Below are 23,902 nucleotides of genomic sequence, written 5' to 3' on the forward strand. Positions count from 1 at the left end.
ACGATGCGCCTGATTGCTTTCGTCGCGGCATCGCTATGCTTGTGTTCGGCCGCGTGGGCGGGCCAGCCCGCCGCCGGCGCGCCTGCAACCGCGGCCACCTCTGCCAACCTGGCCTCCACGGACAAGGTCTACCCGCCGCTGCCCACGCTCGCGATGCTGCCGCCCTCCACCGGCGACGATGACGACCTTCCCGCGGCGCGCTCGACGTCGCGCAACAAGAAGAAGACACAAAAGCGCGATTGCCACTGTGCGATGCCGACGCCGCGCCTCGTCGTCTCCGATGAATCACGCGCCTACCTGAAGGACATCGAGCGGCAGCTCGATTCCGCGCTGGCGCAATAAAGCAGGACCTGGAGCGCCGACCCATGGACCAGCACAAGACCAACGCCTTCGGCCCTTTGCGGTCGTGGGCCATCTGCGCCTGGGCGGCGCTGGTGGTCCTCGGCAGTTCGGGCGCGCAGGCCGCCCCGACCGCCGATGACTGCTTCGACAAGGCCGGCGCCTACCAGGGTGTCAATCCGCACGTACTGCGCGCCGTGGCATGGCGCGAATCGAAAGGCGACGCGACCGCCATCAACCGCAACGCCAACGGTTCGATCGACGTGGGCCAATTGCAGATCAATTCGATCCACTTTCCGGAACTCGCGAGCCAGGGCATTCCGCACCGCGCGCTCACGGACCCGTGCGTGAATATCTTCGTGGCCGCCTGGCTGCTCAAGCAGAAGATGGTGCGCCACGGCAACACATGGCGCGCCATCGGCGCGTATCACTCGGAATCGCCGCGTGAACGTGACGCCTACGCGCGCAGCATCCAGGCGATTCTCGTCAGCTGGGGGCTGTTGCAGCGGGAGCGGTGAGATTCAGGCGCGGGCCGCGCGGGTCGTTGCCAGCAGATCGCGCTCCGCTAACTACTCCCCGATCCAAGCTCCATTCGCTTGCGCTGCAGGAAGCGGCGCACTGCCGGGTCACGCTCGAGGCCGATCGCCAGATCGTACGCACCGAGCGCTTGCGCCGTCGCGCCGGCACGCGCGAGCAGATTGGCGCGTGCGGCCCAGTAGGGCTGGTAGTCGGCCAGCCGCGGATCGTCCGCATACGGCTCCAGCGCATCGAGCGCCGCCTGCGGGCCGTCACGCTCCGCCACGGCGAGCGCGCGGTTCACGGCGACTACCGGCGACGCTGCAATCGAGAGCAGTCCATCGTAGAGCTGCACGATTTCGTCCCAGTTCGGGCGCCCCGTCCGGCAGCGATCCACATGCGCCGATTGCAGCGCGGCCTCGAGCTGAAAGCGCCCGATTGCGTTGAACGCGTTCGCGCGCCGCAATAGTGCGTTCGCCGTGTCGATCATCGGTGCATTCCATGTTGCTGGGTCTTGTGCCGACAGCGGCACGTAGTCGCAAGCCGCATCGCGTCGCGCATCACGCCGCGCCTGTGCGAACAGCATCAGCGCGAGCAGGCCTAGCGTCTCCGGTTCTTCCGGAAGCAGCTCGACGAGCAGTTGCGCGAGATACAGCGCCTCGTCGGCAAGATCGCGCCGTTCGGTATCGCCGCCGATGGGGTCCGTCCAACCTTCCGCATACGCCGCATAGACCGCTTCGAGCACCGCGTCGAGCCGGCCGGGCAGTTCCTCGCGCTCGGGCACGCTGAACGGAATGCCCGCTTCGCGGATCTTGGTCTTCGCCCGCACGAGGCGCTTGCTCATCGCGGCGGGCGACATCAGGAACGCCGACGCAATCGTCTTCGCTTCCAGCCCCAACACCACTTGCAGCATCAGCGGCGTGCGGATCGGGGCCTCGAGCGCGGGGTGCGTGCACGCGAACAGCAGCGCCAGCCGCCGGTCGGGCAGCGCGTCTGCCGCGCACTCGTCGATTTCGTCGGCGAGAATCAGCAGTTGGTTCGCCACGTCGTCGCCGACCTGGCGATGACGCGCGCCGTCGATCGCCCGGCGGCGCGCAACCGTCATCAGCCAAGCTTCGGGACTCGCCGGACAGCCGTGCTCCGGCCAGTCCGCGAGCGCCGCCGCGAATGCGTCGGCGAGCGCGTCCTCGGCCGCGGCGACGTCGCGCGTGCGCATCGCCAGCAGCGCGACGAGCTTACCGTAGCTGCGGCGAGCGACCGCCTCGGCCATCGAACGCGCGACGCCGTCATCGCCACGAGCGTCGCCGGAGCCGCTCATGCAGACGGCGCTTCGTACGGAGCGGTCCAGACCGGGCGCACCTCCATGACGCCGTGCGCCGCTCCGGGACACCGCGACGCCCACGCCATCGCCGCGTCGAGATTAGGCACGTCGATCAGGTAGTAGCCGGCGAGTTGCTCCTTCGAATCGGAAAACGGGCCATCGAGAACCTGCGGCTTGCCGTCGACGAGCCGCACCGTGGTGGCCGTGTTCGAGTGCTGCAACCGGTTGGCGCCCACCAGAGCCCCGGATTTCTTCAACGATTCGGTGTACGCGTGATAGGCGGCGACGCCTTGCTGCCGCTCGCTGTCGGTCATCTTGTTCCAGCTGTTTTCTTCCGAGTAGATCATCAACAGGTATTCCATTTGAGCCTCCGTCATGGGGTTGAGGCGGATGAATTGCATCGGCCGCCATATCAATGACGCGCGGGCCGTATGCGGACGGACAGGTGGCGTAAAAAAAATTCGCGCACGGCCAGCTGGGACCCACGCTGCATTGGAAAAAGACGTTTGGATCGCAGCCGGTTCGAGCGTGTTTCGCAAAGCATTTTCGGACGGGTCAGCTGCGTTGTCGACCTGGGATCGGCTGCGGCGCGGCGAGGCCGGGATCGGGAACTGCGAAACGAACCCGACAAAAAAAATGGCGCCGCAGGCATTCAGCCCGAGGCGCCATTTCGTGGCGCTACGACGCGAACGACACGCCGTAGCCCGACGGCTGACTTACATCGTCACGCCGTCGGCGACTTCCTTGAAGTCTTCGATCTGATCGAAGTTCATGTATTGATAGATCTTGTCGCCGTTGGCGTTGAGCACGCCCATGTCGGCCATGTACTCTTCCTTGGTCGGGATCTTGCCGAGACGCGAGCAGATCGCCGCCAGTTCCGCCGAGCCGAGGTACACGTTCGTGTTCTTGCCGAGGCGGTTCGGGAAGTTGCGGGTCGACGTCGACATGACCGTCGCGCCTTCGCGCACCTGTGCCTGGTTACCCATGCACAGCGAGCAGCCCGGCATTTCGGTGCGCGCGCCAGCCGTGCCGAACACGCCGTAGTGGCCCTCCTCGGTCAGCTGCTTCTGATCCATCTTGGTCGGCGGAGCCACCCACAGCTTGACCGGGATGTCGCGCTTACCTTCCAGCAGCTTCGACGCCGCGCGGAAGTGACCGATGTTGGTCATGCACGAGCCGATGAACACTTCGTCGATCTTCGCGCCGGCCACGTCCGACAGCGTCTTCACGTCGTCCGGATCGTTCGGGCAGGCCACGATCGGCTCGTGGATGTCGGCGAGGTCGATCTCGATGACGGCTGCGTACTCGGCGTCGGCATCCGGCGACAGCAGTTGCGGGTCGGCCAGCCACTGCTCCATCGCCTTGATGCGGCGCTGCAGGCTGCGCGGGTCCCGGTAGCCCTGGGCGATCATCCACTTCAGCAGCGTGACGTTGCTGTTCAGGTATTCGATGATCGGTTCCTTGTTCAGGTGCACCGTGCAACCGGCGGCCGAACGCTCGGCGGACGCATCCGACAGTTCGAACGCTTGCTCGACCTTCAGATCGGGCAGGCCTTCGATTTCGAGAATGCGGCCGGAGAAGATGTTCTTCTTGCCTTGCTTGGCAACCGTCAGCGTGCCTTGCTTGATCGCGTACAGCGGAATCGCGTTGACCAGGTCACGCAGGGTCACGCCCGGCTGCATCTTGCCCTTGAAGCGGACCAGCACCGATTCCGGCATGTCCAGCGGCATCGTGCCGGTGGCGGCCGCGAAGGCGACCAGACCCGAACCTGCCGGGAAGCTGATACCGATCGGGAAGCGCGTGTGCGAGTCGCCGCCGGTGCCGACGGTGTCGGGCAGCAGCATGCGGTTCAGCCACGAGTGGATCACGCCGTCGCCCGGGCGCAGCGCGATGCCGCCACGGTTGCTGATGAAGTTCGGCAGCGTCTGGTGGGTCTTCACGTCCACCGGCTTCGGATAAGCGGCGGTGTGGCAGAACGACTGCATGACCAGGTCGGCCGAGAAGCCGAGGCACGCCAGGTCCTTCAGTTCGTCGCGGGTCATCGGGCCCGTGGTGTCCTGCGAGCCGACCGAGGTCATCTTCGGTTCGCAGTACGTGCCCGGACGGACGCCCTGGCCTTCCGGCAGACCGCAAGCACGGCCGACCATCTTCTGCGCCAGCGAGAAGCCCTTGCCGCTGTTGGCCGGCTGTTGCGGCAGGCGGAACAGCGTCGACGGAGCGAGACCCAGCGCTTCACGCGCCTTGGCGGTCAGGCCGCGGCCGACGATCAGCGGAATGCGGCCGCCGGCGCGCACTTCGTCGAACAGCACGTCGGACTTCACCTGGAACTCGGCGATCACTTCGCCGTTCTTCAGTGCTTTGCCTTCGTACGGGCGCAGTTCGACCACGTCGCCCATTTCCATCTTCGACACGTCGAGTTCGATCGGCAGCGCGCCGGCGTCTTCCATCGTGTTGTAGAAGATCGGGGCGATCTTGCCGCCGAGGCACACGCCGCCGAAGCGCTTGTTCGGGATGAAGGGGATGTCTTCGCCCGTGAACCACAGCACCGAGTTGGTGGCCGACTTGCGCGAGGAGCCGGTGCCGACCACGTCGCCCACGTACGCGACCAGGTGGCCCTTTTCCTTCAGCGACTCGATGAACTTGACCGGGCCACGCTTGCCGTCTTCTTCCGGAGTGATGCCGGGGCGCGCGTTCTTCAGCATCGCCAGCGCGTGCAGCGGGATGTCCGGACGGGTGGTTGCGTCCGGAGCCGGCGACAGGTCGTCGGTATTGGTTTCGCCCGTCACCTTGAACACGGTGATGGTCATGCTTTGCGGCACTTCCGGACGGCTCGTGAACCATTCGGCGTCGGCCCAGCTTTGCATCACGGCCTTCGCATTGGCGTTGCCCTTGTCGGCCAGTTCCTTGACGTCGTGGAACTGGTCGAACATCAGCAGGGTCTTCTTCAGCGCGTCGGCGGCCACGGTGCCCACTTCGGCGTCGGACAGCAGTTCGATCAGCGGCTGGATGTTGTAGCCGCCCAGCATCGTGCCGAGCAGTTCGGTGGCGCGGGCGCGCGAGATCAGCGCGCAGACGGTCTCGCCCTTGGCGACGGCGGCGAGGAAGCCGGCCTTCACGCGGGCGGCTTCGTCCACGCCGGCGGGGACGCGGTTGGTGATCAGGTCGAGCAGCGTCTGCTCTTCGCCAGCGGGCGGGTTCGTCAGGAGTTCGACCAGCTCGGCTGTTTGCTGAGCCGTCAGCGGCAGGGGAGGAATGCCGAGCGCGGCGCGTGCGGCCGCGTGAGCGCGAAAGTTTTCAAGCATGGGGGACCTGCTGGTATTTGCGTTTCAGGGAAAGGCTTTTTAGGCACTCCAAGCTGTGCCGGGCACTGCTTTGATCGCGATTTTAATTGCAATACCCCTCCACGGTCAAATGTCTTATGTCTTATATAAGAGTTGGTTTGCGGAAACCGGCGATGCGTGATGCGCTTCGGGCGCTGGGCGCACGCTTCCCCGCCATCGCAAAAGCACCGACTGTGTAAGCCGTTTCAATCATTCGCCGTCGCTCGAATGCTTTGCTTACTGCCCGCTTAACGCCTACAACAGAGGATGTCCGGCGATGTTCTTCCCGGCCGGATTCAACCGGCAGCGGAGGCGCAAATGAGCTATCAACTGATGGGCAGCATCCTCGAAGTGTGTGAATGCAAGGTGCTGTGTCCTTGCTGGATCGGAGAAGACCCCGATAACGGCTCGTGCCGTAGTGCGATGGCTTACCACTACGAGCAAGGCACGATCGACGGCGTCGATGTATCGGGCCTGACGATCGCCTTCGCGGCGTTCATTCCCGGCAATGTGCTCAAAGGCGGCTGGCGCGTCGCGATGTTCGTCGACGAGCGCGCGAGCGACGCTCAGTTCGACGCTCTGGTAAGCGTGCACCGTGGCGAGCGCGGCGGCCCCCTGGCGGATCTCGTGCAATTGATCGGCGAAGTCGTGTCCGTGGAACGCGTGCCGATCGAATATACGGTCGTCGATGGCAAGGGCAGGATGAAAGTCGGCGAAGCAATCGATGCCGAGTTGGAGCCCTATCGCGGCCCGACCGGCGAGCCGACCAAACTGGTCGAAAGCATCTTTTCGACGATACCGGGCTCCCCTGCTTTCGTCGGCAAGGCGAACTCTTTCCGCCTGCGGCACGAAAAGCTCGATCTCGACCTCGCGTTGAGCGGACATAACGCCATTCAGGGATCGTTCAATTTCGCGTCGTGAAGATGCTCGCACGCTCGCGGCTGTTCGCGCCGCTGTTCGTCGCATTGACGAGCAGCGCGTGGCTGGCGTTATGGGTGTGGGACGCGGGACCCTATGCGCGTTATCTGCGTCACGCGAGCTGGGCCGAACTGCCGCTCGTCGGCACGATATGCCGCGAGGTGCCGGGCGCGAGCCTCACGATCGCGGCGCTGCTGCACAGCGCCGCATGGCTGCTGATGATCGCGGCGATGATGCTGCCGAGCGCCTTCCCGCTGTTCGATACCTTCCGGCGGATGACCGTCGCGCGCGAAAACCGGCGCACGCTGATGGCGCTTGTGATCGTCGGTTATGCGACGACATGGGCGCTGTTCGGCGTGGTCGCGCACGGCTTCGACGCGGCGCTCCATCTGGTCGCCGACAAAGTTCCGAGCTTGCTTGTGAACGGCTGGCTGATCGGTACCGCGATCGTCGCGCTCGCGGGCCTCTATCAGTTCAGCAGCCTCAAACATCGATGTCTCGACAAATGCCGCTCGCCGCTGATGTTCATCGCCGAGCATTGGCGGGGCAAAAGCGCGCGCCGCGAGAGCTTTGTGCTCGGCATCAGTCACGGCGCGTTCTGCATCGGCTGCTGTTGGGCGCTGATGCTGCTGATGTTCGCGGTCGGCACGGGCAGCGTCGGCTGGATGCTGGCGCTGGGCGCGGTCATGTCGGCCGAGAAGAATTTCCGCTGGGGCAGGTCGATCGGCAAGCCGCTCGGCGTCGCGTTGCTTGCGTGGTCCGCGTGGATCGTCGTACAGCACGCCCGCATCGTCTGAGCCGTGCGCGGCAGCCTGCGCGCTCCTGCCCCGTTACCCCCTTTCGCTTCCAAAGAACGCCGTGAGTTCGTCGGCGACCGCGCGCGGTTGTTCTTCTGGAATGAAATGCCCGCAGTGACTAATGGTGCGGCCTTGGACGTCGGTGAAAAAGGCTCGCAGCGGGGTCGCCATATCGGCGATGGACCCTTGATCGGAACCGAGCGTCAGCAGTGGCAAATCGAGCATGCCTCGTTGCTTCAATTCCGCGTTCTGCCGGGCGGACACGTGCGCGGCGCGGTAATACGCGAGGCCGGCGCGCAAGCCGCCGTCTTTCTTCAGAATCCGCAGGTATTCATCGATATCGGCGTCAGTGAACGTGTCGGGATTGGCCGTCTTTCGCCGCAAAAACCAGTCGAGGTATTCGCGTTCCTTGCCGGCTAGCAGCACTTCCGGCAGATCCGGTAGGACGTGAAACGCAAAATGCCAGGTACGCCATGCACGCTCGGGCGCGATCGGCAACGCATCGGGCAACGTCACGCCGGGGATCCCCGCATCCAGCAGCGCGACGCGACGGACCTCGTCGGCGAACATCACCGCGTAAGGAAAAGCCACCCACGCTCCAATGTCGTGTCCGGCGAGAAAGTACCGGCTCACTCCGAGTTGCTGGAGCAAACCGTGGACATGGCTCGCAAGGGTCTGTGTATCGTAGCCGTCCATCGGACGATCCGAATCACCTTGTCCGGGAAGGTCCGGTGCGACGATTCGATAGGTCTTCGCAAGCAGCGCCATCACGTTGCGCCACGCGAACCAGCTTTGCGGAAAGCCCGCGAGCAACACGATCACGTCGCCCTGTGGGTTTCCCCCGGTGACGTAGTGCAGTCTTAATCCGTCTACGGTCGCGAACTTGTGCTCGAATCCTTCCAGCCCCGGAACGGGCCTTGATGCTGGCAGCGTGCTTACGACTTCGGAACTCACAGATGGCATGGGCGAGTTAAGTGCTTTCACGAACGAGACTCCTTAGGGTTGGGTGATTACATCGTTGAACCGCTGTTTCTCATCGGCGGGTCAGGTTGGGAAATGCTCATTTCCTAATTTGGCGAGCAGCACACGAAGGCGATGCGCTGTTATGTCGTGCTGTGCTTAGTCCAGCAGACGCATGGCCTGCTCCGCCGCCGCCATCATGTGTACCCGGGGCCGCCCGACTTTGCCGACGACCCTCAACCCTTGCGTCAAACTCAACAGGGCGCGGCCGGTAGCGTCCGCATCCACGGCGGACGCGATCGAACCGTCTGTCTGGCCCAGCCGGATCAGACGGCACAACAGACGCTCCGTTCGCTGCAAAGAAGCGGCGACATGACCGGCGACCTCATCATCGAAGGCCAGCAGATCGATTGCGCTTCCGACTACGAGACAGCCCCGCTTGCCCTCGTCGCCAATTGCAGACTCGGCATAAAACCGCAGAACGGCCCGCACCTTGTCGCGGCCGGTTTGCTCCGCGTCGAGCAGGCTTTGCAACTGGCCATTTCGTAGATGGATGTAGCGCTCGAGTGCGGCAAGGAACACCGCTCGCTTATCGGTGAACGCCTTGTAGATACTGCCGGCCGTGAGGCCCATCGCGGAACCGAGATCGCCAAGAGACGTCCCTTGATAGCCGCGTTCGCGAAAAATCTGGATTGCGCCGTCCAGCGCGATGTCCATATCGAATTCGCGAGGACGACCTGGAGCTCGAGGCTGTCTGGCAGGATGGTGGCGTACAGTCATGGCGCGATTATAGGAAATGATCATTTCCTAATCAAGATGTCTCCGCAGCAGGCCGCAATGACTCCCATTGGCGGTCACTCCCCGGGCGACGCGCTTCGCGCTTCCGATACGCGTTGGCTGTCCCACACGCCTAGCTCAATCGCACGCTGCAGCATTCCGACTGTAATTGGCTCTTTATTTTTGTAGTCTTTCACGCCTCTGAGTTTTAGAAGATACCGGGTAAGAATCGAAAATGGCCAAACGCTGAATCCTTCCATATTAAAATATCTAAGAAATTCGAAATCGCCGGGTTGAACGTTAAATGTTATTGCGAACGTGTTGATGAGCTTGCTCGCATCGTCGCCTGTGACGCCAAAATCGTCTTCTAATGAACTGGATGGTTTTATTGCTATTTTTTGCGGAATTCCGATTTTCTCCCGCAAGAATTCCTCCAGCTCAGCCGAAACTTCCGGTGGTGGCATCATTTATACGATCCTCGTTTTTTACCATTTTATTGTAGTGCATGACAGATGAGGCGGCGATCCTTATAACGTCATAAGCTGCTAATGTAATACCTAGCTGCGGAATCCAGCGCCCTACGAATGCACCTAGATTTCTCGTCATGGAAAACCTGATGTTATTCATTGATTGATTGGTGAGGGTAGGCAGAATTGCTTCTTTTAAATTGACGTTCACGAGTGCGCGAAGGACCAGCGATGCAATAGATGTCCCACGTGTTGTCCCCATTGGCTTTGCTCGAGTTGGAATTAACGGTTGTCCAGCAAGTACCAATACGATTGCCAGCACACCACTGTAGTCCTTAATTCCAAAGTGTTTGCAAGCTTCTTCGGTTGCGATGAAAATGAAAAGTGTTTCGTTATCGACGGCCCTTCCGCCATAGATATATGTATTGATCTTCTTTGTTGAATCATTGCTTATGAGCTGCTCGTATTCGCTCACCTGTTTGGTGCTCCGCTTGCGTTACGTGCATCGTCTGGTGGCGCGTTGCATCACATCGATTAATGTCGTTACCGCGCCATGAGAGTGATCGTTTTTACTCTGTTCGGCATATAATTCCCCTACTCTTTCGAAGAATTGGGGTAACGTGCTTTAATGTCATTTCCAAAAATATTTTTGGGCCCGACTTCTGGGAGTTTCTTGAGTCTTTTTTCGGCATACCCTATATGCTCGGGGGAATTTGCAAAATGCTGTCAAGATTTGCACATCCTCATTCGGACCCGAATGGCGTCGACCAGAAATGCGGGCCGTTAGCCTGGCGGTTCCAACATGTCGGTCCATAGTTGCGCATACCGTTTTCCCCGATTTACTTTGGGAACACTCGCTATTTGTCGTTGTGAGCTTGTATCGGGTCGACGTGCATCACCGTTTTAAGCACGACGAAAGTTGTGCAAAGAGGTGGCTAAGACGGTGGACAAGTTTTGCACGAATGCCTGCTTGCGCTGCTAACCCACCCCGTCTCCAGGAAACGTTGGGTTCGGAGCGGCCACTTGGGACGATCGGCTGCGGCGCAGCCCAGCGAATCCGGTGTAGTCTGAAGGTATCGTGCTCATTTCGGAGGCGGCATGGAACGGGAGCTGAAGCTGCGCGTTGCGAACGAAGATGTCGGCAAATTGCGTAACGCGTCGATACTTGCGCAATCGGAAGCCACAGCAGGAACGCCTCGCCTGCTGACGAGCACCTATTTCGATACGCCCGAGTTTTCATTTCACTGGTGCGGGGCTTCGCTGCGCGTGCGCAGCGTCGGCAAGAAGAAAATCCAGACGCTGAAGCTCGAAGGATCGGCCAAGGCGGGGCTGTTCGACAGGGACGAGTTCGAGATGCCCGTGAATAGCGACACGCCCGATCTGAAGCTGCTGTGCGACCAGATCCCCGACGACAGCGACTGCGGGAAGCTGATTCGCGACGAAACCATTCCCGCCCAACTGAAGCCCGTGTTCGTCACTCGGATTAACCGCTCGGCGTTTGCGCTGCGCCAGCCGTCCGGAGACGAACTCGAGCTTGCTCTCGACGAAGGAAGCATCGAGGCGGAGTCGGGCTCAGTGCAGATCGCCGCTGTCGAACTGGAATTGAAACAGGGCGATCCGGACGTACTGTACCGCGTCGCGCTGGAAATGCTCGAAACCGTGCCGCTGCGTATCGATCATCGCAGCAAGGCCGATATCGGGTATGCACTGCTGGTAGCCGAGCACAGCGAGGCAGTGAAAGCGCAACCGGTGCGACTAGACAAGCGCGATTCGATCGAGGATGCATTCTGCTCAATCGTGCGCAACTGTCTGGACCAGGTCCACGCGAACGAACTGGGCGTCGTGTCGGGCCATGATCCATCGAGCGTCCATCAGATGCGCGTGGGGCTTCGCCGCTTGCGTTCGGCACTCGATCTGTTTGCGAAGGTCATCCCCGCTACGCCCGGTTTCGACGAGGAGTTGCGCTGGATCGCCTCGGAACTCGGCGCAGCGCGCGACTGGGAGGTGCTTGCGGGATCGACGCTCGAACATGCCGGCGCCAACGGCAATACGAACGAGATCCGCCCGGTCAGAGAAGCGTGCGAGCAGATTGCGGTCAACAACCGGCAGCGCGCGGCTGCCGCCGTCGAATCGGTTCGCTATACACGGCTCGCGCTCCAGTTGGCGCTGTGGTTGAGCCGCAAGGGTTGGCGAGATGAGATGTCCGACGAACAGCGAAACGCGATCGGCAGCCCAGTGAAGCCATTCGCCGCCGATGTTTTGCGCCGTCGGCACAAGAAGCTGATCAAACGGGGCAAGGATTTGGCCGATCTCGACGATCACAGCCGTCACCGCGCCCGCATCGCCGCGAAGAAGGTTCGATACGCCACCGAGTTCTTCGCGTCGCTATGCCCGCGGCGGGTCGTGCGCCACTATGTCGAGGCGCTCACCGCGCTTCAGGATGATCTCGGCTGGCGCAACGATGCCGTCGTCGCCGATCAGCTTCTGAAGTCACTGCTGACAACGGCGCCCGAGGCGGCCTCGGGCGCGGCCTTCGCTCGTGGCTTCCTCGCGTCGCGCGTCGCTGCCGATCATCAGACATTGAAGAAGCTGTGGAAGCGCTTCAAACTGCTTTCGTCACCGCACTGATTGTCCGAACAGGCGCGACCATACCGCGCGCACGCGGCGCGCGCGATCCTCGAACAGATACGACGCAGCGAGTGCAAACAGGCCTGACATGACCCCCGTCGCGATGTGTTCGAGAGCATGAAAGCGGTAGTGGCTCAAGTGAGAGTAGGCATCGCCGATCGCGGTCAGGCAACCGACGAGCAGTGCGTTGCTATAGCGGTTGCCGTACCACTTCGCCGCCGGCGTGAAGGTGAGCAGCAGCGCCAGCACACCGGTGAGCAGCCCGGTCTTGAATGCGATCGCCCAGTGCGTGAGGCTCATGACGTTGCCCCAGCTCCCCGGCATACAGGTCATGCACGCGCTGGTTGGCTGCCAGAAACGCTGGACAAGCAGTTTGAAGCGACGTTTCCATGCGCTTCCCATGATGTACTCCACGATGTCCGGTGCGAGATCACGCGGAAATGGTACATCGCGAGCGCGCCGTAGCGTACCTGAGTGCGGTGGCGCATGAGGGAACTTCGCTATGACGACCGATCTCGATTTCTCGCTCGCGTGGCGCCGGTAATCACCGCGATACCTAGCAGTATCACGGCCACGATGGCGATGATGTGCTGCGCGACGTGCAGCGCCATCAATCCCCACGCGACGCCGCCAATGAAAATGATCCATCCGACCAGATAGATGAGTAGGGTCATCGTTGTTCTCCATGATCCACGGATCTATCTCCAAGCACATTGCGCGCCTGATGCCATCTCCATTGTGTCTGGCATAGTCTGTGCGACCGACACCACCGTTTGCGCAGCCCTCCAGGCAGCGCCCTCAGCTATTACCGATCGATATGGACGCTCCCCGCACCCCACCCCGCTCAAACGCGCCGCCGTCCGGCGGTCGCACCGGCTTCGTATGCGTGCGAGGCGCGCGCGAGCACAATCTGAAAAACGTCGACGTGCAGATTCCGCGCGATGCGCTCGTCGTGTTCACGGGCGTGTCGGGCTCCGGCAAATCATCGCTGGCGTTTGGCACGCTGTACGCGGAGGCGCAGCGACGCTACTTCGAGTCGGTCGCGCCGTATGCGAGGCGCCTGATCGAACAGGTCGGCGTGCCCGAAGTCGATGCGATCGAAGGGCTGCCGCCCGCGGTCGCACTGCAACAGCAACGTGGCGCGCCGAGCGCGCGGTCATCGGTAGGCAGCGTGACGACGCTGTCGAGCTTCGTGCGCATGCTGTATTCGCGAACCGGTGACTATCCCCCGAAACAGCCGATGCTGTTCGCCGAGGATTTTTCGCCGAACACGGTGCAAGGCGCCTGCCCGACCTGCCATGGATTGGGCCGCGTGTACGAGGTCACCGAGAAATCGATGGTGCCCGACGACTCGCTCACGATCCGCGAGCGCGCGATCGCCGCGTGGCCGCCAGCGTGGCACGGGCAGAATCTGCGCGACATCCTGGTGACCCTCGGCTACGACGTCGACACGCCATGGCGCGATCTGCCGAAAAAGGATCGCGACTGGATTCTCTTCACCGACGAACAGCCGACCGTTCCCGTCTATGCCGGCCTCACGCCGAAGGAGACCCGCGCGGCGCTCAGACGCAAGGACGAGCCGAGCTATCAGGGCACGTTCACGGGCGCGCGCCGGTACGTGCTGCACACCTTTGCGACCACTCAAAGCGCGCTGATGAAGAAGCGTGTTTCGCAGTACATGGTCGGCAGCGTGTGCCCGGCTTGCCATGGCAAACGGCTCAAGAAAGAAGCGCTGTCGGTGAAATTCGCCGGCTTGGATATCGGCGAGTTTTCACAGTTGCCGCTCGCGGAGCTCGCCGCGATTCTCGCGCCGATTGCGCGCGGCGAATGGCCGGAGCCGGAGACGGCGACGACCGGCCAGGGCAGCGTGCTCAGCAAAAGCGCCATGCGAGATGCCGTCGACAGGCGGGTCGCCGCCGGCGGCTCCGCGCACAAGGCGTCACCCGATGTCCGGCGCACGCCGAATCTGTCCGAGGAAAAACGCCTCGCGGCACAGCGCATTGCCGCCGAACTGCTGGAACGCCTGAGCACGCTGGTCGAATTGGGCCTCGGCTATCTCGCGCTCGAACGTAGTACGCCGACGCTGTCGTCGGGTGAACTGCAGCGCTTGCGACTGGCCACGCAGCTGTCGTCGCAGCTCTTCGGCGTCGTATACGTGCTCGACGAGCCATCCGCCGGCTTGCATCCCGCCGATGGCGAAGCGCTCTTCAACGCGCTGCAGGAACTGAAGGCAGCGGGCAATTCGCTGTTCGTCGTCGAGCACGATCTGCAGATGATGCGGCGCGCCGACTGGCTCGTCGATGTCGGTCCGGCGGCCGGCGAAGCGGGCGGACACGTGGTTTATAGCGGGCCGCCGCAGGGACTCGCGACGGTCGAAGCATCACAGACGCGCCGCCATCTGTTTGCTCCGACCGCGCAAGTCGATCGCGTACCGCGCGACGCGTCCGGCTGGCTGCGGCTCGCCAATATCACGCGCAACAATCTGCACGGGTTGAACGTCGCGTTCCCGCTCGGCTGCCTGACGACGGTCACCGGCGTCTCGGGCTCGGGCAAATCGAGCCTCGTGAGCCAGGCGCTGCCCGAACTGGTCGCGCGGCGGCTGGGAAAGATCATCGAAAGCCCGGACGATGACGAACCGGACCCGCTGCTCGCCACCGCGACCACGCCCACGAGCGGCCATATCGCCGACGACATGGACGCACTGCGGCGGCTCGTGCGTGTCGATCAAAAACCGATCGGGCGCACGCCGCGTTCCAACCTCGCGACCTACACGGGCCTTTTCGACCATGTGCGCAAGCTGTTCGCGGACACGCCCAGCGCGCGCAAGCGTCGCTACAGTGCCGGGCGCTTCTCTTTCAACGTCGCGCAAGGCCGCTGCCCGACCTGCGAAGGCGAAGGCTTCGTCAGCGTCGAGTTGCTATTTCTGCCGAGCGTGTATGCGCCTTGTTCGACCTGTCACGGCACCCGCTACAACGCATCGACGCTGGAGATCACGTGGCGCGATAAGAACATTGCCGAGGTGCTGGGCCTGACCGTCGATGCCGCGTGCAGTTTCTTCGCCGATGAGCCAGGCGTGATGCGCGCGCTGAATGCCCTGCGCGACATCGGCCTCGGCTATCTGCGGCTCGGCCAGCCCGCCACCGAGCTTTCGGGCGGCGAGGCGCAGCGGATCAAGCTCGCCACCGAACTCCAACGCGCGCAGCGCGGGGACACGTTGTACATCCTCGACGAACCGACGACCGGCCTCCATGCCGCCGATGTGGACAGGCTGATGGTGCAACTGCAGCGGCTCGTCGACGTGGGCAATACCGTGGTGGTGGTCGAGCACGATATGCGGGTAGCCGCGCAAAGCGACTGGGTCATCGACGTCGGCCCGGGCGCCGGCGACGCCGGCGGGACCATCGTGGCGAGCGGCCCGCCGGCCGAAGTCGCGCGCGACAAGGAGAGCCGCACGGCCGCGTATCTGCGGCAACACCTCGTGGCTTGAGCTTGTCGACGATCCGGTGATTCACCGCAAACGCCGAACCCGTCCGCCGCCTTCCCGAAGATGGCGCCTACTGGCCCGGTTGCCAGCGCAGGATGGGATGCGTCGCGCCGGCAGGCATGATCCACGCGCCGGTTGGACTGAAATCCCACGATGCGTCGAAGCTCGCCGGGTTGCCCATTTGAGCGGTCGTGAGGCCATTCGACGTGGGCAGTTGTGCGCCGCTCCCAGCGCTGACGGTTTGATTCGTTGTCTGTGCATCCCAGTAGACGTTGGTTGCGATCGTCGCGGTGGCGGCCGAGTTATCGGCTGCGATGCCGCCGAAACTGATCGGAGTACCCGGAGGCGTGCAGCAAAAGCCTCGAACCAGCCCCGTCGCAAACGACTGCTCGATCACGCCGGAGTTGGCATATACGAGGCCGCCCGCGCTCAAGTCGCCAAGCGCCTCGCCCGTCGCATAGGATTGCGACACCGTACCGGAGTTAGCGCCAACAAGGCCCCCCGGAAAGATACGGACGCCCCCTTCGACATTCCCGGTCGCGAAAGACTGAACGATCCGTCCAGAGTTGATGCCGACGAGCCCACCCGCGATGCCGGCATCGCCCACGGAAACGCTGCTCCACGAACGCTCGATGAGCCCGTCGTTAGTGCCCACTAAACCGCCGACCGGAGCGCCGCCATAGTGCGGGGAGCCCCGCCCGCCGGTCGTGTACGTATAGGTGATCAATCCCAGGTTGCGGCCGGCCAGTACGCCGTACGTGTAAGTAAGGGACCCATTGTCGATGACGTCGTCATTGAGCGCGAACAGTGCGCTGTTGGTCATACCGACGTTGCGCACCACGCCAGCGGTGCCGATCACGCCGAACAGGCCGAGCGACAACGTCCGCGACGGCGAGTACGTGTCATTCTCACCGAACCGGTCGATTACATGCCCCATGCCGTCGAACTGACCGGAGAACGGTGTCGCCGCATTGCCCAGCGGAATGAAGTCGACCCCGCCCGACGAAGATGACGTGAGATTCGTCGCACTCGCGTCGATATCCTTGCCGAGCGCGTAATTGCCGGAAAGGTCGAGCGACACGTTCTGCAGATCGGTCAGCGAATTGACGAGCTTGTAGGCAGTCACTTGCGTCACGAGACCGCTGTAGGGCGCTGCCGTCCATGCGCTGTTCGCGACGATCGTCCCGGGGCTGTAGCTGCCGTTCATGTCGTAGAACGCACTCACCAAACCGGTACTGCCGGACCAGTCGATCTTGCCCTGGTTGGCCACGCTGCCGCTGTTGTCGATGCCCGCCCCATCGGCACGCAAGCTCAGGTTGCCGCTGCCGCTATTCGACAGTGTCGTTCCTGACGCAATCGTCAGGTTGTGAGCAGCCACGAGCGACAGCGACGCCGGACCCTTCCAGCGAAGATTCGACGCCACGTTCATATCGCCGGTTGCGCCATTCGTGCCGGTCGCGGTCGCATCGACGGATGTGCCGGCGTCCAGGCTGCGCATGAAAGCGTGGGCCGTGGCGCGATCGATGGTGAAGGCTGGCGTCGAGACGTTCCAGCGCCCCGCTTGAACCGCTGCGTCGTGCGCGAAGCTGAGCGTGTTGGCGAGCGTATCGACGGTGCCGCCGCTGCCATCGACATTCGTTGCGGCAATCGTCCCTCGTTGCGTCACGTGTCCCGTGTCGGCTACGAGCCAGACGTGGCCGTCGCGCATCGCCGTGCCCGTCGCGCGGACCCGCGAGCCACCACCTGCAAGCGCGTAGATATTTCCGTCGGCCGCTTCGAGATTGATCTGCGCGGCTTGCGTGGCACCGCGATCGATCACGGTGCCTTTGCTGCCCATCTGCACGAAAACCTGCCTGCTGCCGGACGAATCGAGCAACGCCACCTGCTGCCCCGTGACGAATTCCGCGGTGCCGTTCGGCGCGCTGACCGAGCCCGCATTGATCACGACATCGCGTGCGATCAGGAAAACATCGCCTCCGCTGGAACTGATCTTGCCGAGATTCAGCACGTTGCCGTTCGATGTACCCGCGAGCGTAAGCGTCCCGCCATTGATGAACGCGGTATTCGGCAGATCGAGTGTCGAAGCGACGAATCGTCCGCCAGTCGCGACAGTCCCGCTGCGACCCACCACGATGCCTTGCGGGTTGATCAGATAAACGCTGCCGGTTGCCTTCAGGCTGCCGAGAATCGCGGAAGGTGCGCCGGCCGTCACGCGATTGAGGGTTGCGCCCGAACCGTTGTCGAAGGTGACCGTGTTGCACTTGCCGATCGAGAAGCTGTTCCAGTCGATCACGCCGCGAGTCGAGTTGGGTTGCGTGACGGTGATCGCGTTGCCCTGACCGGCGATGGTTCCTGTGCCGGCCACATAGTGGCCGCCTTGCGGAAGCACCCCGCCGGCAGACGCCACATGCGGCAATGACAATCCAGCAAGAAAGACAGCGATGAGGGATGAGATGTGTTGAGACGGATGTCGGCGATAGCGCGCACGCAGTGTCGGACGACTCAATGACAGAGGTGTCATATGTCCCCCTTCCGCGGAGGCGAACGCCATCGGCCCGCAATCCGACCGGAGTCGCGTGAACCCTGGCTAGTCCGCACGCTGAATACTAGTCAGCTTGTTCGCGTAATGCCAATGAATCTCACCCGCCCCTTCGGGCGGCAGCACTGACCTCGCCCGACGGCAAGGAACGCACTGCACTCGCATGCATAAGCCAGATCAGTGTTCTATTCTTTCTCTGCAGCCCCGTCAGGTGGGAAGCATTGAGCGGGCAGCAAAACGCGCGACGCCTATGGACCTCTGACATGCCTCTATCCAGTCCAGCCCGGAATGGGTCGACCAGACCGCCCGCCCCTCGCCTGACGACGCTCAGCCACATACAGATCGCGTCGCTGTGGTTTGCGCTGTTTACCCAATGGATGACCGTCGTGCCGGTGCTGGTGCCGTCACAGGTCGCCGAGATGCTCGGACCCGATGCCGCGTTGAAGGAAGGGGTGGCCGGCTCCGTCATTGCGTCCGGCGCATTCGTTGCAATGATCGTGGCGCCACTGGCCGGCGCGCTGTCAGATCGCTCCTCCGCAAAACATGGACGTCGCCGATCGTTTCTCGTCACCGGCGTGTTCGGCACTGCGATTGCACTGGTATGGCTTGCTTCATTCAACAGAGGGGCGAGCCTCTGGCTGTATGCACTCGCGTTTCTGAATCTGCAGTTCTGGTGGAACTGGGCGGCGGGTCCGTATGCCGGGCTGGTGCCCGATGTCGTGCCAAAACGGGAAACCAACCGCGCGAGCGCGTGGCTCAACGTGATGTCCGTGCTCGGCACCATCAGCGGCAACGTGGTGCTCGTCGTGCTCTATTCGCCGGGCCGCCTGTATCCGACGGTGGCCACGTTCATTGCGATCATGCTGCTCTGCCTTTGGCTGACGATTCGCGGCTCGCGCGAGCCGACGCCTGTCAGATCCCATGAACGGTTCGAGTTCCGCGCGTTCATGCGCTCGTTCTATCTCGATCCGCGCCTGCACCGAAACTTTTACTGGGTGCTGGTAACCCGTCTGTTCGGCAACATGGGCATCTGGTCGATCTTCACCTTCATGCTGTACTACCTGCAGGACGTAATCGGCATTCGTCATCCGACCGGTGTGATGAACGGGCTTCTTGGTGTCGGCGTGGTGCTGGCGATCCCGGCGAGCCTGCTGGGCGCACGGCTCGCCGACCACCACGGCGCCGTCCCGGTCGTCCGCCTGACAAGCTGGATCATGGCCGGAGCCGCAATCGGCTTCGTCCTGCTGGCGTTGCATCCGAACCTGTTGCTGGTGATCGCAGTCGGACTCGTTTTTTGCGCCGCTTACGGGACCTATCAAGCCGTCGACTGGGCGCTCGCGCTGCAAGTGTTGCCGGACGATGCATCCAGCGGCAAGGACATGGGCATCTGGCAAGTGTCGATGGTGCTGCCGCAGATCCTCGGCCCTGCCGCGACCGGGTGGATGCTGTCGTGGGTCAAGGCGCTCGCCGGTGCGGGAGCCGCCTACGTCGTCGCGTTCGTCGTCGCAGCGGGGTGGTTCGTGCTCGCGGCGTGGTTCGTGTCGCACATCAGGCTTGCTTCGCAGCAACACGTATCCACCGGGCTCGCCGGGCGATCGTCATAGGGCGACCGCTCCCCTGTTGCAGGTTCATCCGGCCGTAACGGAGGCAGAAATGGCTCTCGCAGACGTCGATGTCACGGAACAAAAACGCTTGAACGACGCCCATCCGGCACAGGTGCCGTGGAAGAAGTGGGGGCCGTATCTGAGCGAGCGGCAATGGGGAACCGTCCGCGAGGACTACAGCGAGGATGGCGACGCCTGGAACTATTTCACTCACGATCAGGCGCGCTCGCGCGCCTACAGGTGGGGAGAGGACGGGCTCGGCGGACTATGCGACGATCAGCAGCGACTCTGCTTCGCGCTCGCACTCTGGAACGGGCGCGACCCGATTCTGAAGGAACGCCTTTTCGGGCTCACCAATAGCGAGGGCAACCATGGCGAGGACGTGAAGGAATATTACTTCTATGTCGACAGCACGCCCACGCACTCGTACATGAAGTATCTGTACAAGTACCCGCAGCGGGAATATCCGTACCTCGATTTGATCGAGACGAACCGGAAGCGGTCGCGAGAAGAACTCGAGTACGAACTGCTCGATACCGGCGTATTCGATGACGACCGGTATTTCGATGTGTTCGTCGAATACGCGAAGCGCGATCCACAAGATATCTTCGTGCGCATTTCCGTGCACAACCGCGGGCGGGATGCGGCACAGCTACGAATCCTGCCAACGCTATGGTTTCGCAATACATGGTCGGAGAACCACGACGATCCCAGGCCATCGCTGTGCGAAGAGGCTCCGGGCGTCATTCGAGCGAGCCATCATGAACTGGGCAACTACTGGCTCTATTGCGAAGGCGCGACCGAACTGCTGTTCACGGAAAACGAAAGCAATGCACGGCGTCTATGGAATCAACCCAATGCTTCGCCCTATGTGAAGGACGCATTCCACGCGTATGTGATCAGCGGGCAACGCGAGGCGGTGAATCCCGCCAGAACGGGAACCAAGGCGGCGGCGCATTACGTATGCGACGTACCCGGCGGCGACAGCGTGACGATCCGGCTGCGCCTCAGCGCAGCGAGCCGCGACAACGCGTTCGACGGTTTCGAGAACACCTTCAACGAACGCATTGCCGATGCGGACGAGTTCTACGAGCGCATCGCGCCGAAATCGCTGACGGAAGACCAGCGCCGGGTGCATCGTCAGGCGCTGGCGGGCATGTTGTGGGGCAAGCAGTACTACTACTTCGATCTCGAACTATGGCTGCGCGAGCATGGCAGTCATCCGTTGCTCGACGGCGAGCGGCTCGATGTGCGGAACACCGGGTGGTTCCACATGCTGAATGCGGACGTGATCTCGATGCCGGACAAATGGGAGTATCCGTGGTACGCGGCCTGGGATCTGGCCTTCCACACCATCTCTCTGGCGCTCGTCGACTTCGATTTCGCGCAGGAGCAATTGCTGCTGATGTTGCGCACCCTGTATGTCCATCCGAGCGGCCAGATCCCGGCCTACGAGTGGAACTTCAGCGACGTCAATCCTCCCGTGCATGCCGCCGCCACGCTTTGGCTCTACCGGTACGGCAAAGAGCTGAGACGGGCCGATCCGCGCTTTCTCGAGCGCTCGTTTCAGGGGCTGATGCTCAATTTCAACTGGTGGGTGAATCGCAAGGACCCGTCAGGACGCAACGTGTTCGCCGGCGGCTTTCTGGGGCTGGACAACATCGGGGTGTTCGACCGCAGCGCGCAATTGCCGACGGGTGGATCGCTGGAACAGGCGGACGGAACCGCGTGGATGGCGTTTTATTGCCAGTGCATGCTGGAGATGGCGATCATCCTGACGGAATACGATCCGATGTACGAGGAGATCGCTTTCAGGTTCGTCCAGCACTTCATGTGGATCGCCTACGCGATGGATCGGCGCGGCGAACATCCGGACGACATGTGGGACGAGCATGACGGCTTCTTCTATGATCTGCTGCGGCTTCCCGACGGCCAGACCATGCGGCTGAAGATCAGGTCGATGGTGGGGCTACTGCCGCTGTGCGCGACCACGGTGTTCGAAGCCGATTCGGTGACGCGCTATCCGAAACTGATGGAGCTGATCGCCCAATTCCGCAAACGCTACCCGGAGCTGCTCGCCCACGTGGCGCCGACAGATACGGGCTTCATCGGCCATCGGGAGCGCAGACTCCTGTCGATCCTGAACAGGCGCAAGCTCGAACGCGTGCTCGGATACCTGCTCGACGAAAACGAGTTCCTCGGACCGCATGGCATCCGTTCGCTCTCTCGCTATCACCTCGAGCATCCGTATGTGCTGAACGTCGGCGGGACCGATTACAAAGTGCAGTACCTGCCGGCCGAATCGAATACGGGCATGTTCGGCGGGAATTCCAACTGGCGAGGTCCGGTATGGATGCCGGTAAACATGCTCGTAGTCAGGGCACTGATGAATCTCTACAGCTTTTTCGGCGACGAGTTCAGGGTGCAATGCCCGACCGGGTCCGGACAGTACATGACGCTGTTCGAGGTGACGCAGGAAATCGTTCGGCGACTGACGGGTACGTTCTTGCGCGATGCGGATGGCAGACGTCCCGTCTACGGCGGGACCAGCAAGTTTCAGGACGATCCGCACTGGCGCGACCTGATTCTGTTCTACGAGTATTTCCACGGCGACAACGGTGCAGGGCTGGGGGCCAGTCACCAGACGGGCTGGACGGGCCTCGTCGCACCTCTGTTGGACATGTTCGGGCGGATCGATGCTCGAACCGTACTCGAAAGCGACCGCTGGCGCGTGATGGCCGCCTCTGCCGCGCAACAGTCGGGCAGCAGCGACAACGCTCTCAACTCGCGCCGTCCGTGACCATCGATCCGGATGTCTTGAGGCCCGTGACTATGCTCAGGAGGCTCAAAAGCGTCACCAAGGCGGCCAGCATCGCCGCCCGATGCAGCCCTTCGGCAAGATGGCCGAACTCCGGCCGCACCAGCGAACCGAACAACCCCACGCCGAGCACGCCGCCAATCTGACGCGCGGTGTTCAACACGCCCGATGCAATACCCATGTATGACGGTTCCACGTGCGCCAGCACCGCGGTGTTGATCGACGGCACCGCGAGCGCGACACCGACGCCCACACTGAGCAGCGGCAACGCGACTGCTAGCGCGCTGCTATCCACCCGCACGAACGCGAGCGAAACATAGCCGAGCGACGCCAGTGCCTGGCCGACAAGCATCGGCAGGCGATAACCGAAACGCGCGGTCAGCGAGCCCGACGCGACGTTTGCGACTGCGACCACCGCCGTCATCGGCAGGAACGCGAGGCCGGTTTCGAGCGGCGTGTCGTGACGCGCGTTCTGGAAGAACAGACTCATCGCGAACATCAGTCCGTAGTAGCCAAAATTCAGCGACAGCCCCGTTAGAGCGCTGACACTCACCGCGGCATGGCGGAACAGCGCGAGCGGTAAAAGCGGTTGGGCCTGCCGCGCCTCGACGATGACGAACAGCCCGCCCGCAACGGCCGCGACGCCAAGTCCGGTCAACACGGTCATGCCAGTCCAGCCCAGCCTGCCGCTTTCGACAACCGCGTACGTCAGGCCGACCAACGCAACGACGGCAAGCGTCTGGCCGGCCAGGTCGACGCGACGCGCCGCGTGCCCCTTCGTCTCCGGCGCATGAGCGATGGTCAGCCAGATGCCGACGACGCCGATCGGCACGTTGATCAGAAAAATGGCCGGCCAGCCGAAGCGGTCGACGAGCACGCCGCCGACCAGCGGACCCGCCCCCAGCGCGAGCGCCGCGGTGCCCGCCCAGACGCTGACCGCCCTGGCTCGCGCATGCGGGTCTGGAAACGCCGCGCCGAGCAGCGCCAGCGACGACGGCACGCACAGCGCCGCGCCGATGCCCTGCACCACTCGCGCCCCGACCAACAGCGCCGCGCCATCCGACAGCCCGCACCCCACCGATGCGCAGGTAAACACCACGAACCCGGCCAGAAAAATGCGGCGCGCGCCGAACCGGTCGGCCAATGCGCCAGCGGACAGCAGCAGACTCGCGAACGCCAGCGTGTACGCGTTGACGACCCATTCCAGCGCCGTCGAATCGAGGCCGAGGCTATCGCGCATTCGTGCGAGCGCGACGTTCACCACCGTGACGTCGAGACAGATGATGACGAAGCCGAGGCTCGTCGCGAGCAGGGCAAGACGTGGTGACCGAGCCGGTGAGCTGAGCTGTTTGCGCATGATGTCCGTGCATGAAGTCGGGGGATGCGGAACCGGATGGGCCGCAAGCCTCGTGTA

The 23,902-nt window shown here is 62.8% G+C and carries 19 protein-coding genes; 8 read left to right on the plus strand and 11 right to left on the minus strand.

The genetic code is table 11. From position 1 onward, the window contains the following. Positions 1-3: 3 nt before the first annotated feature. A complete protein-coding gene (locus tag BC1002_RS30060; RefSeq protein WP_013093740.1) occupies positions 4-342 on the plus strand; it encodes a hypothetical protein in 339 nt (112 codons plus the stop codon). Between the two features lie 23 nt (positions 343-365). Further along, the gene (locus tag BC1002_RS30065; protein ID WP_013093741.1) at positions 366-857 is read left to right on the plus strand and encodes a lytic transglycosylase domain-containing protein; all 492 of its coding nucleotides are present in this window, start codon (positions 366-368) and stop codon (positions 855-857) included. 47 nt (positions 858-904) lie between these two features. Here BC1002_RS30065 and BC1002_RS30070 read toward each other — a convergent pair whose 3' ends face one another. The 3 genes from BC1002_RS30070 to acnB all read right to left on the minus strand — a co-directional run bounded on the left by BC1002_RS30070 (position 905) and on the right by acnB (position 5,478). Further along, on the minus strand, positions 905-2,173 hold the full coding sequence (locus tag BC1002_RS30070) for an RNA polymerase sigma factor (RefSeq protein ID WP_013093742.1): 1,269 nt from the start codon (positions 2,171-2,173) through the stop codon (positions 905-907). Beyond that, positions 2,170-2,538 carry a YciI family protein gene (locus BC1002_RS30075; RefSeq protein WP_013093743.1) on the minus strand — a complete coding sequence of 123 codons (369 nt, stop codon included), beginning with the start codon at positions 2,536-2,538 and terminating at the stop codon, positions 2,170-2,172. Before BC1002_RS30075 ends, BC1002_RS30070 begins: the two co-directional genes overlap by 4 nt. Before the next feature lie 354 nt (positions 2,539-2,892). Next, on the minus strand, positions 2,893-5,478 hold the full coding sequence (gene acnB / locus BC1002_RS30080; RefSeq protein WP_013093744.1) for a bifunctional aconitate hydratase 2/2-methylisocitrate dehydratase: 2,586 nt from the start codon (positions 5,476-5,478) through the stop codon (positions 2,893-2,895). Between the two features lie 336 nt (positions 5,479-5,814). On the opposite strand from acnB, the gene BC1002_RS30085 reads away from it, so the two are divergent. After that, the gene (locus BC1002_RS30085) at positions 5,815-6,417 is read left to right on the plus strand and encodes a DUF1326 domain-containing protein (protein ID WP_013093745.1); all 603 of its coding nucleotides are present in this window, start codon (positions 5,815-5,817) and stop codon (positions 6,415-6,417) included. A gap of 2 nt (positions 6,418-6,419) precedes the next feature. After that, positions 6,420-7,211, plus strand: coding sequence for a DUF2182 domain-containing protein (locus BC1002_RS30090; RefSeq protein WP_013093746.1), 792 nt, complete (start codon positions 6,420-6,422; stop codon positions 7,209-7,211). Positions 7,212-7,244: 33 nt separating this feature from the next. On the opposite strand, the gene BC1002_RS30095 is transcribed toward BC1002_RS30090, so the two are convergent. From BC1002_RS30095 to BC1002_RS38055, 4 genes are all read right to left on the minus strand, one after another. After that, positions 7,245-8,195, minus strand: a complete 951-nt coding sequence (locus tag BC1002_RS30095; protein WP_013093747.1) for an alpha/beta fold hydrolase — start codon at positions 8,193-8,195, stop codon at positions 7,245-7,247. A gap of 135 nt (positions 8,196-8,330) precedes the next feature. Continuing rightward, on the minus strand, positions 8,331-8,888 hold the full coding sequence (locus tag BC1002_RS30100; RefSeq protein WP_013093748.1) for a TetR/AcrR family transcriptional regulator: 558 nt from the start codon (positions 8,886-8,888) through the stop codon (positions 8,331-8,333). A gap of 137 nt (positions 8,889-9,025) precedes the next feature. After that, positions 9,026-9,415: a DUF1493 family protein gene (locus tag BC1002_RS30105; RefSeq protein ID WP_013093749.1), complete on the minus strand. Its 390-nt coding sequence runs from the start codon at positions 9,413-9,415 to the stop codon at positions 9,026-9,028. Then, positions 9,387-9,890, minus strand: coding sequence for an STM2901 family protein (locus BC1002_RS38055; protein ID WP_013093750.1), 504 nt, complete (start codon positions 9,888-9,890; stop codon positions 9,387-9,389). Before BC1002_RS38055 ends, BC1002_RS30105 begins: the two co-directional genes overlap by 29 nt. Before the next feature lie 623 nt (positions 9,891-10,513). Between BC1002_RS38055 and BC1002_RS30110 the strand changes: the two genes are divergently transcribed. Then, a complete protein-coding gene (locus tag BC1002_RS30110; RefSeq protein ID WP_013093751.1) occupies positions 10,514-12,043 on the plus strand; it encodes a CYTH and CHAD domain-containing protein in 1,530 nt (509 codons plus the stop codon). On the opposite strand, the gene BC1002_RS30115 is transcribed toward BC1002_RS30110, so the two are convergent. Together BC1002_RS30115 and BC1002_RS38560 are read right to left on the minus strand one after the other, a co-directional pair. Beyond that, positions 12,032-12,445: a hypothetical protein gene (locus BC1002_RS30115; protein WP_013093752.1), complete on the minus strand. Its 414-nt coding sequence runs from the start codon at positions 12,443-12,445 to the stop codon at positions 12,032-12,034. The two genes, BC1002_RS30110 and BC1002_RS30115, sit on opposite strands and share 12 nt — an antisense overlap. Positions 12,446-12,543: 98 nt before the next feature. Then, a complete protein-coding gene (locus tag BC1002_RS38560; RefSeq protein ID WP_013093753.1) occupies positions 12,544-12,717 on the minus strand; it encodes a hypothetical protein in 174 nt (57 codons plus the stop codon). Positions 12,718-12,860: 143 nt separating this feature from the next. Here BC1002_RS38560 and BC1002_RS30120 point away from each other — a divergent pair, with 143 nt between their 5' ends. Continuing rightward, the gene (locus BC1002_RS30120; RefSeq protein WP_013093754.1) at positions 12,861-15,530 is read left to right on the plus strand and encodes an ATP-binding cassette domain-containing protein; all 2,670 of its coding nucleotides are present in this window, start codon (positions 12,861-12,863) and stop codon (positions 15,528-15,530) included. Between the two features lie 67 nt (positions 15,531-15,597). On the opposite strand, the gene BC1002_RS30125 is transcribed toward BC1002_RS30120, so the two are convergent. Further along, positions 15,598-18,048 (minus strand): two-partner secretion domain-containing protein, encoded by a 2,451-nt coding sequence (locus BC1002_RS30125; protein WP_041735647.1) that lies wholly within the window; start codon positions 18,046-18,048, stop codon positions 15,598-15,600. 281 nt (positions 18,049-18,329) lie between these two features. Here BC1002_RS30125 and BC1002_RS30130 point away from each other — a divergent pair, with 281 nt between their 5' ends. Further along, a complete protein-coding gene (locus tag BC1002_RS30130) occupies positions 18,330-19,670 on the plus strand; it encodes an MFS transporter (RefSeq protein ID WP_013093756.1) in 1,341 nt (446 codons plus the stop codon). A gap of 49 nt (positions 19,671-19,719) precedes the next feature. Beyond that, positions 19,720-22,470 (plus strand): MGH1-like glycoside hydrolase domain-containing protein, encoded by a 2,751-nt coding sequence (locus BC1002_RS30135; protein WP_013093757.1) that lies wholly within the window; start codon positions 19,720-19,722, stop codon positions 22,468-22,470. Here the strand turns inward: BC1002_RS30135 and BC1002_RS30140 are convergent. Continuing rightward, positions 22,451-23,845 carry an MFS transporter gene (locus tag BC1002_RS30140; RefSeq protein ID WP_013093758.1) on the minus strand — a complete coding sequence of 465 codons (1,395 nt, stop codon included), beginning with the start codon at positions 23,843-23,845 and terminating at the stop codon, positions 22,451-22,453. The two genes, BC1002_RS30135 and BC1002_RS30140, sit on opposite strands and share 20 nt — an antisense overlap. Positions 23,846-23,902 lie beyond the last annotated feature (57 nt).

The sequence above is a fragment of the Paraburkholderia atlantica genome (assembly GCF_000092885.1).
Taxonomy (GTDB): Bacteria; Pseudomonadota; Gammaproteobacteria; order Burkholderiales; family Burkholderiaceae; genus Paraburkholderia; species Paraburkholderia atlantica.

What these genes read in the sequence shown, in the direction of transcription:
- BC1002_RS30120 (WP_013093754.1), top strand. Translation starts at nt 12,861, where the DNA reads ATGGACGCTCCCCGCACCCCACCCCGCTCAAACGCGCCGCCGTCCGGC.
- BC1002_RS30065 (WP_013093741.1), top strand. Translation starts at nt 366, where the DNA reads ATGGACCAGCACAAGACCAACGCCTTCGGCCCTTTGCGGTCGTGGGCC.
- BC1002_RS30115 (WP_013093752.1), bottom strand. Translation starts at nt 12,445, where the DNA reads ATGGGAAGCGCATGGAAACGTCGCTTCAAACTGCTTGTCCAGCGTTTC.
- BC1002_RS30100 (WP_013093748.1), bottom strand. Translation starts at nt 8,888, where the DNA reads ATGGACATCGCGCTGGACGGCGCAATCCAGATTTTTCGCGAACGCGGC.
- BC1002_RS30140 (WP_013093758.1), bottom strand. Translation starts at nt 23,845, where the DNA reads ATGCGCAAACAGCTCAGCTCACCGGCTCGGTCACCACGTCTTGCCCTG.
- BC1002_RS30110 (WP_013093751.1), top strand. Translation starts at nt 10,514, where the DNA reads ATGGAACGGGAGCTGAAGCTGCGCGTTGCGAACGAAGATGTCGGCAAA.
- BC1002_RS30060 (WP_013093740.1), top strand. Translation starts at nt 4, where the DNA reads ATGCGCCTGATTGCTTTCGTCGCGGCATCGCTATGCTTGTGTTCGGCC.
- BC1002_RS30085 (WP_013093745.1), top strand. Translation starts at nt 5,815, where the DNA reads ATGAGCTATCAACTGATGGGCAGCATCCTCGAAGTGTGTGAATGCAAG.
- BC1002_RS30075 (WP_013093743.1), bottom strand. Translation starts at nt 2,538, where the DNA reads ATGGAATACCTGTTGATGATCTACTCGGAAGAAAACAGCTGGAACAAG.
- acnB (WP_013093744.1), bottom strand. Translation starts at nt 5,478, where the DNA reads ATGCTTGAAAACTTTCGCGCTCACGCGGCCGCACGCGCCGCGCTCGGC.
- BC1002_RS30070 (WP_013093742.1), bottom strand. Translation starts at nt 2,173, where the DNA reads ATGAGCGGCTCCGGCGACGCTCGTGGCGATGACGGCGTCGCGCGTTCG.
- BC1002_RS30105 (WP_013093749.1), bottom strand. Translation starts at nt 9,415, where the DNA reads ATGATGCCACCACCGGAAGTTTCGGCTGAGCTGGAGGAATTCTTGCGG.
- BC1002_RS30135 (WP_013093757.1), top strand. Translation starts at nt 19,720, where the DNA reads ATGGCTCTCGCAGACGTCGATGTCACGGAACAAAAACGCTTGAACGAC.
- BC1002_RS30125 (WP_041735647.1), bottom strand. Translation starts at nt 18,048, where the DNA reads ATGACACCTCTGTCATTGAGTCGTCCGACACTGCGTGCGCGCTATCGC.
- BC1002_RS30130 (WP_013093756.1), top strand. Translation starts at nt 18,330, where the DNA reads ATGCCTCTATCCAGTCCAGCCCGGAATGGGTCGACCAGACCGCCCGCC.
- BC1002_RS38560 (WP_013093753.1), bottom strand. Translation starts at nt 12,717, where the DNA reads ATGACCCTACTCATCTATCTGGTCGGATGGATCATTTTCATTGGCGGC.
- BC1002_RS30090 (WP_013093746.1), top strand. Translation starts at nt 6,420, where the DNA reads ATGCTCGCACGCTCGCGGCTGTTCGCGCCGCTGTTCGTCGCATTGACG.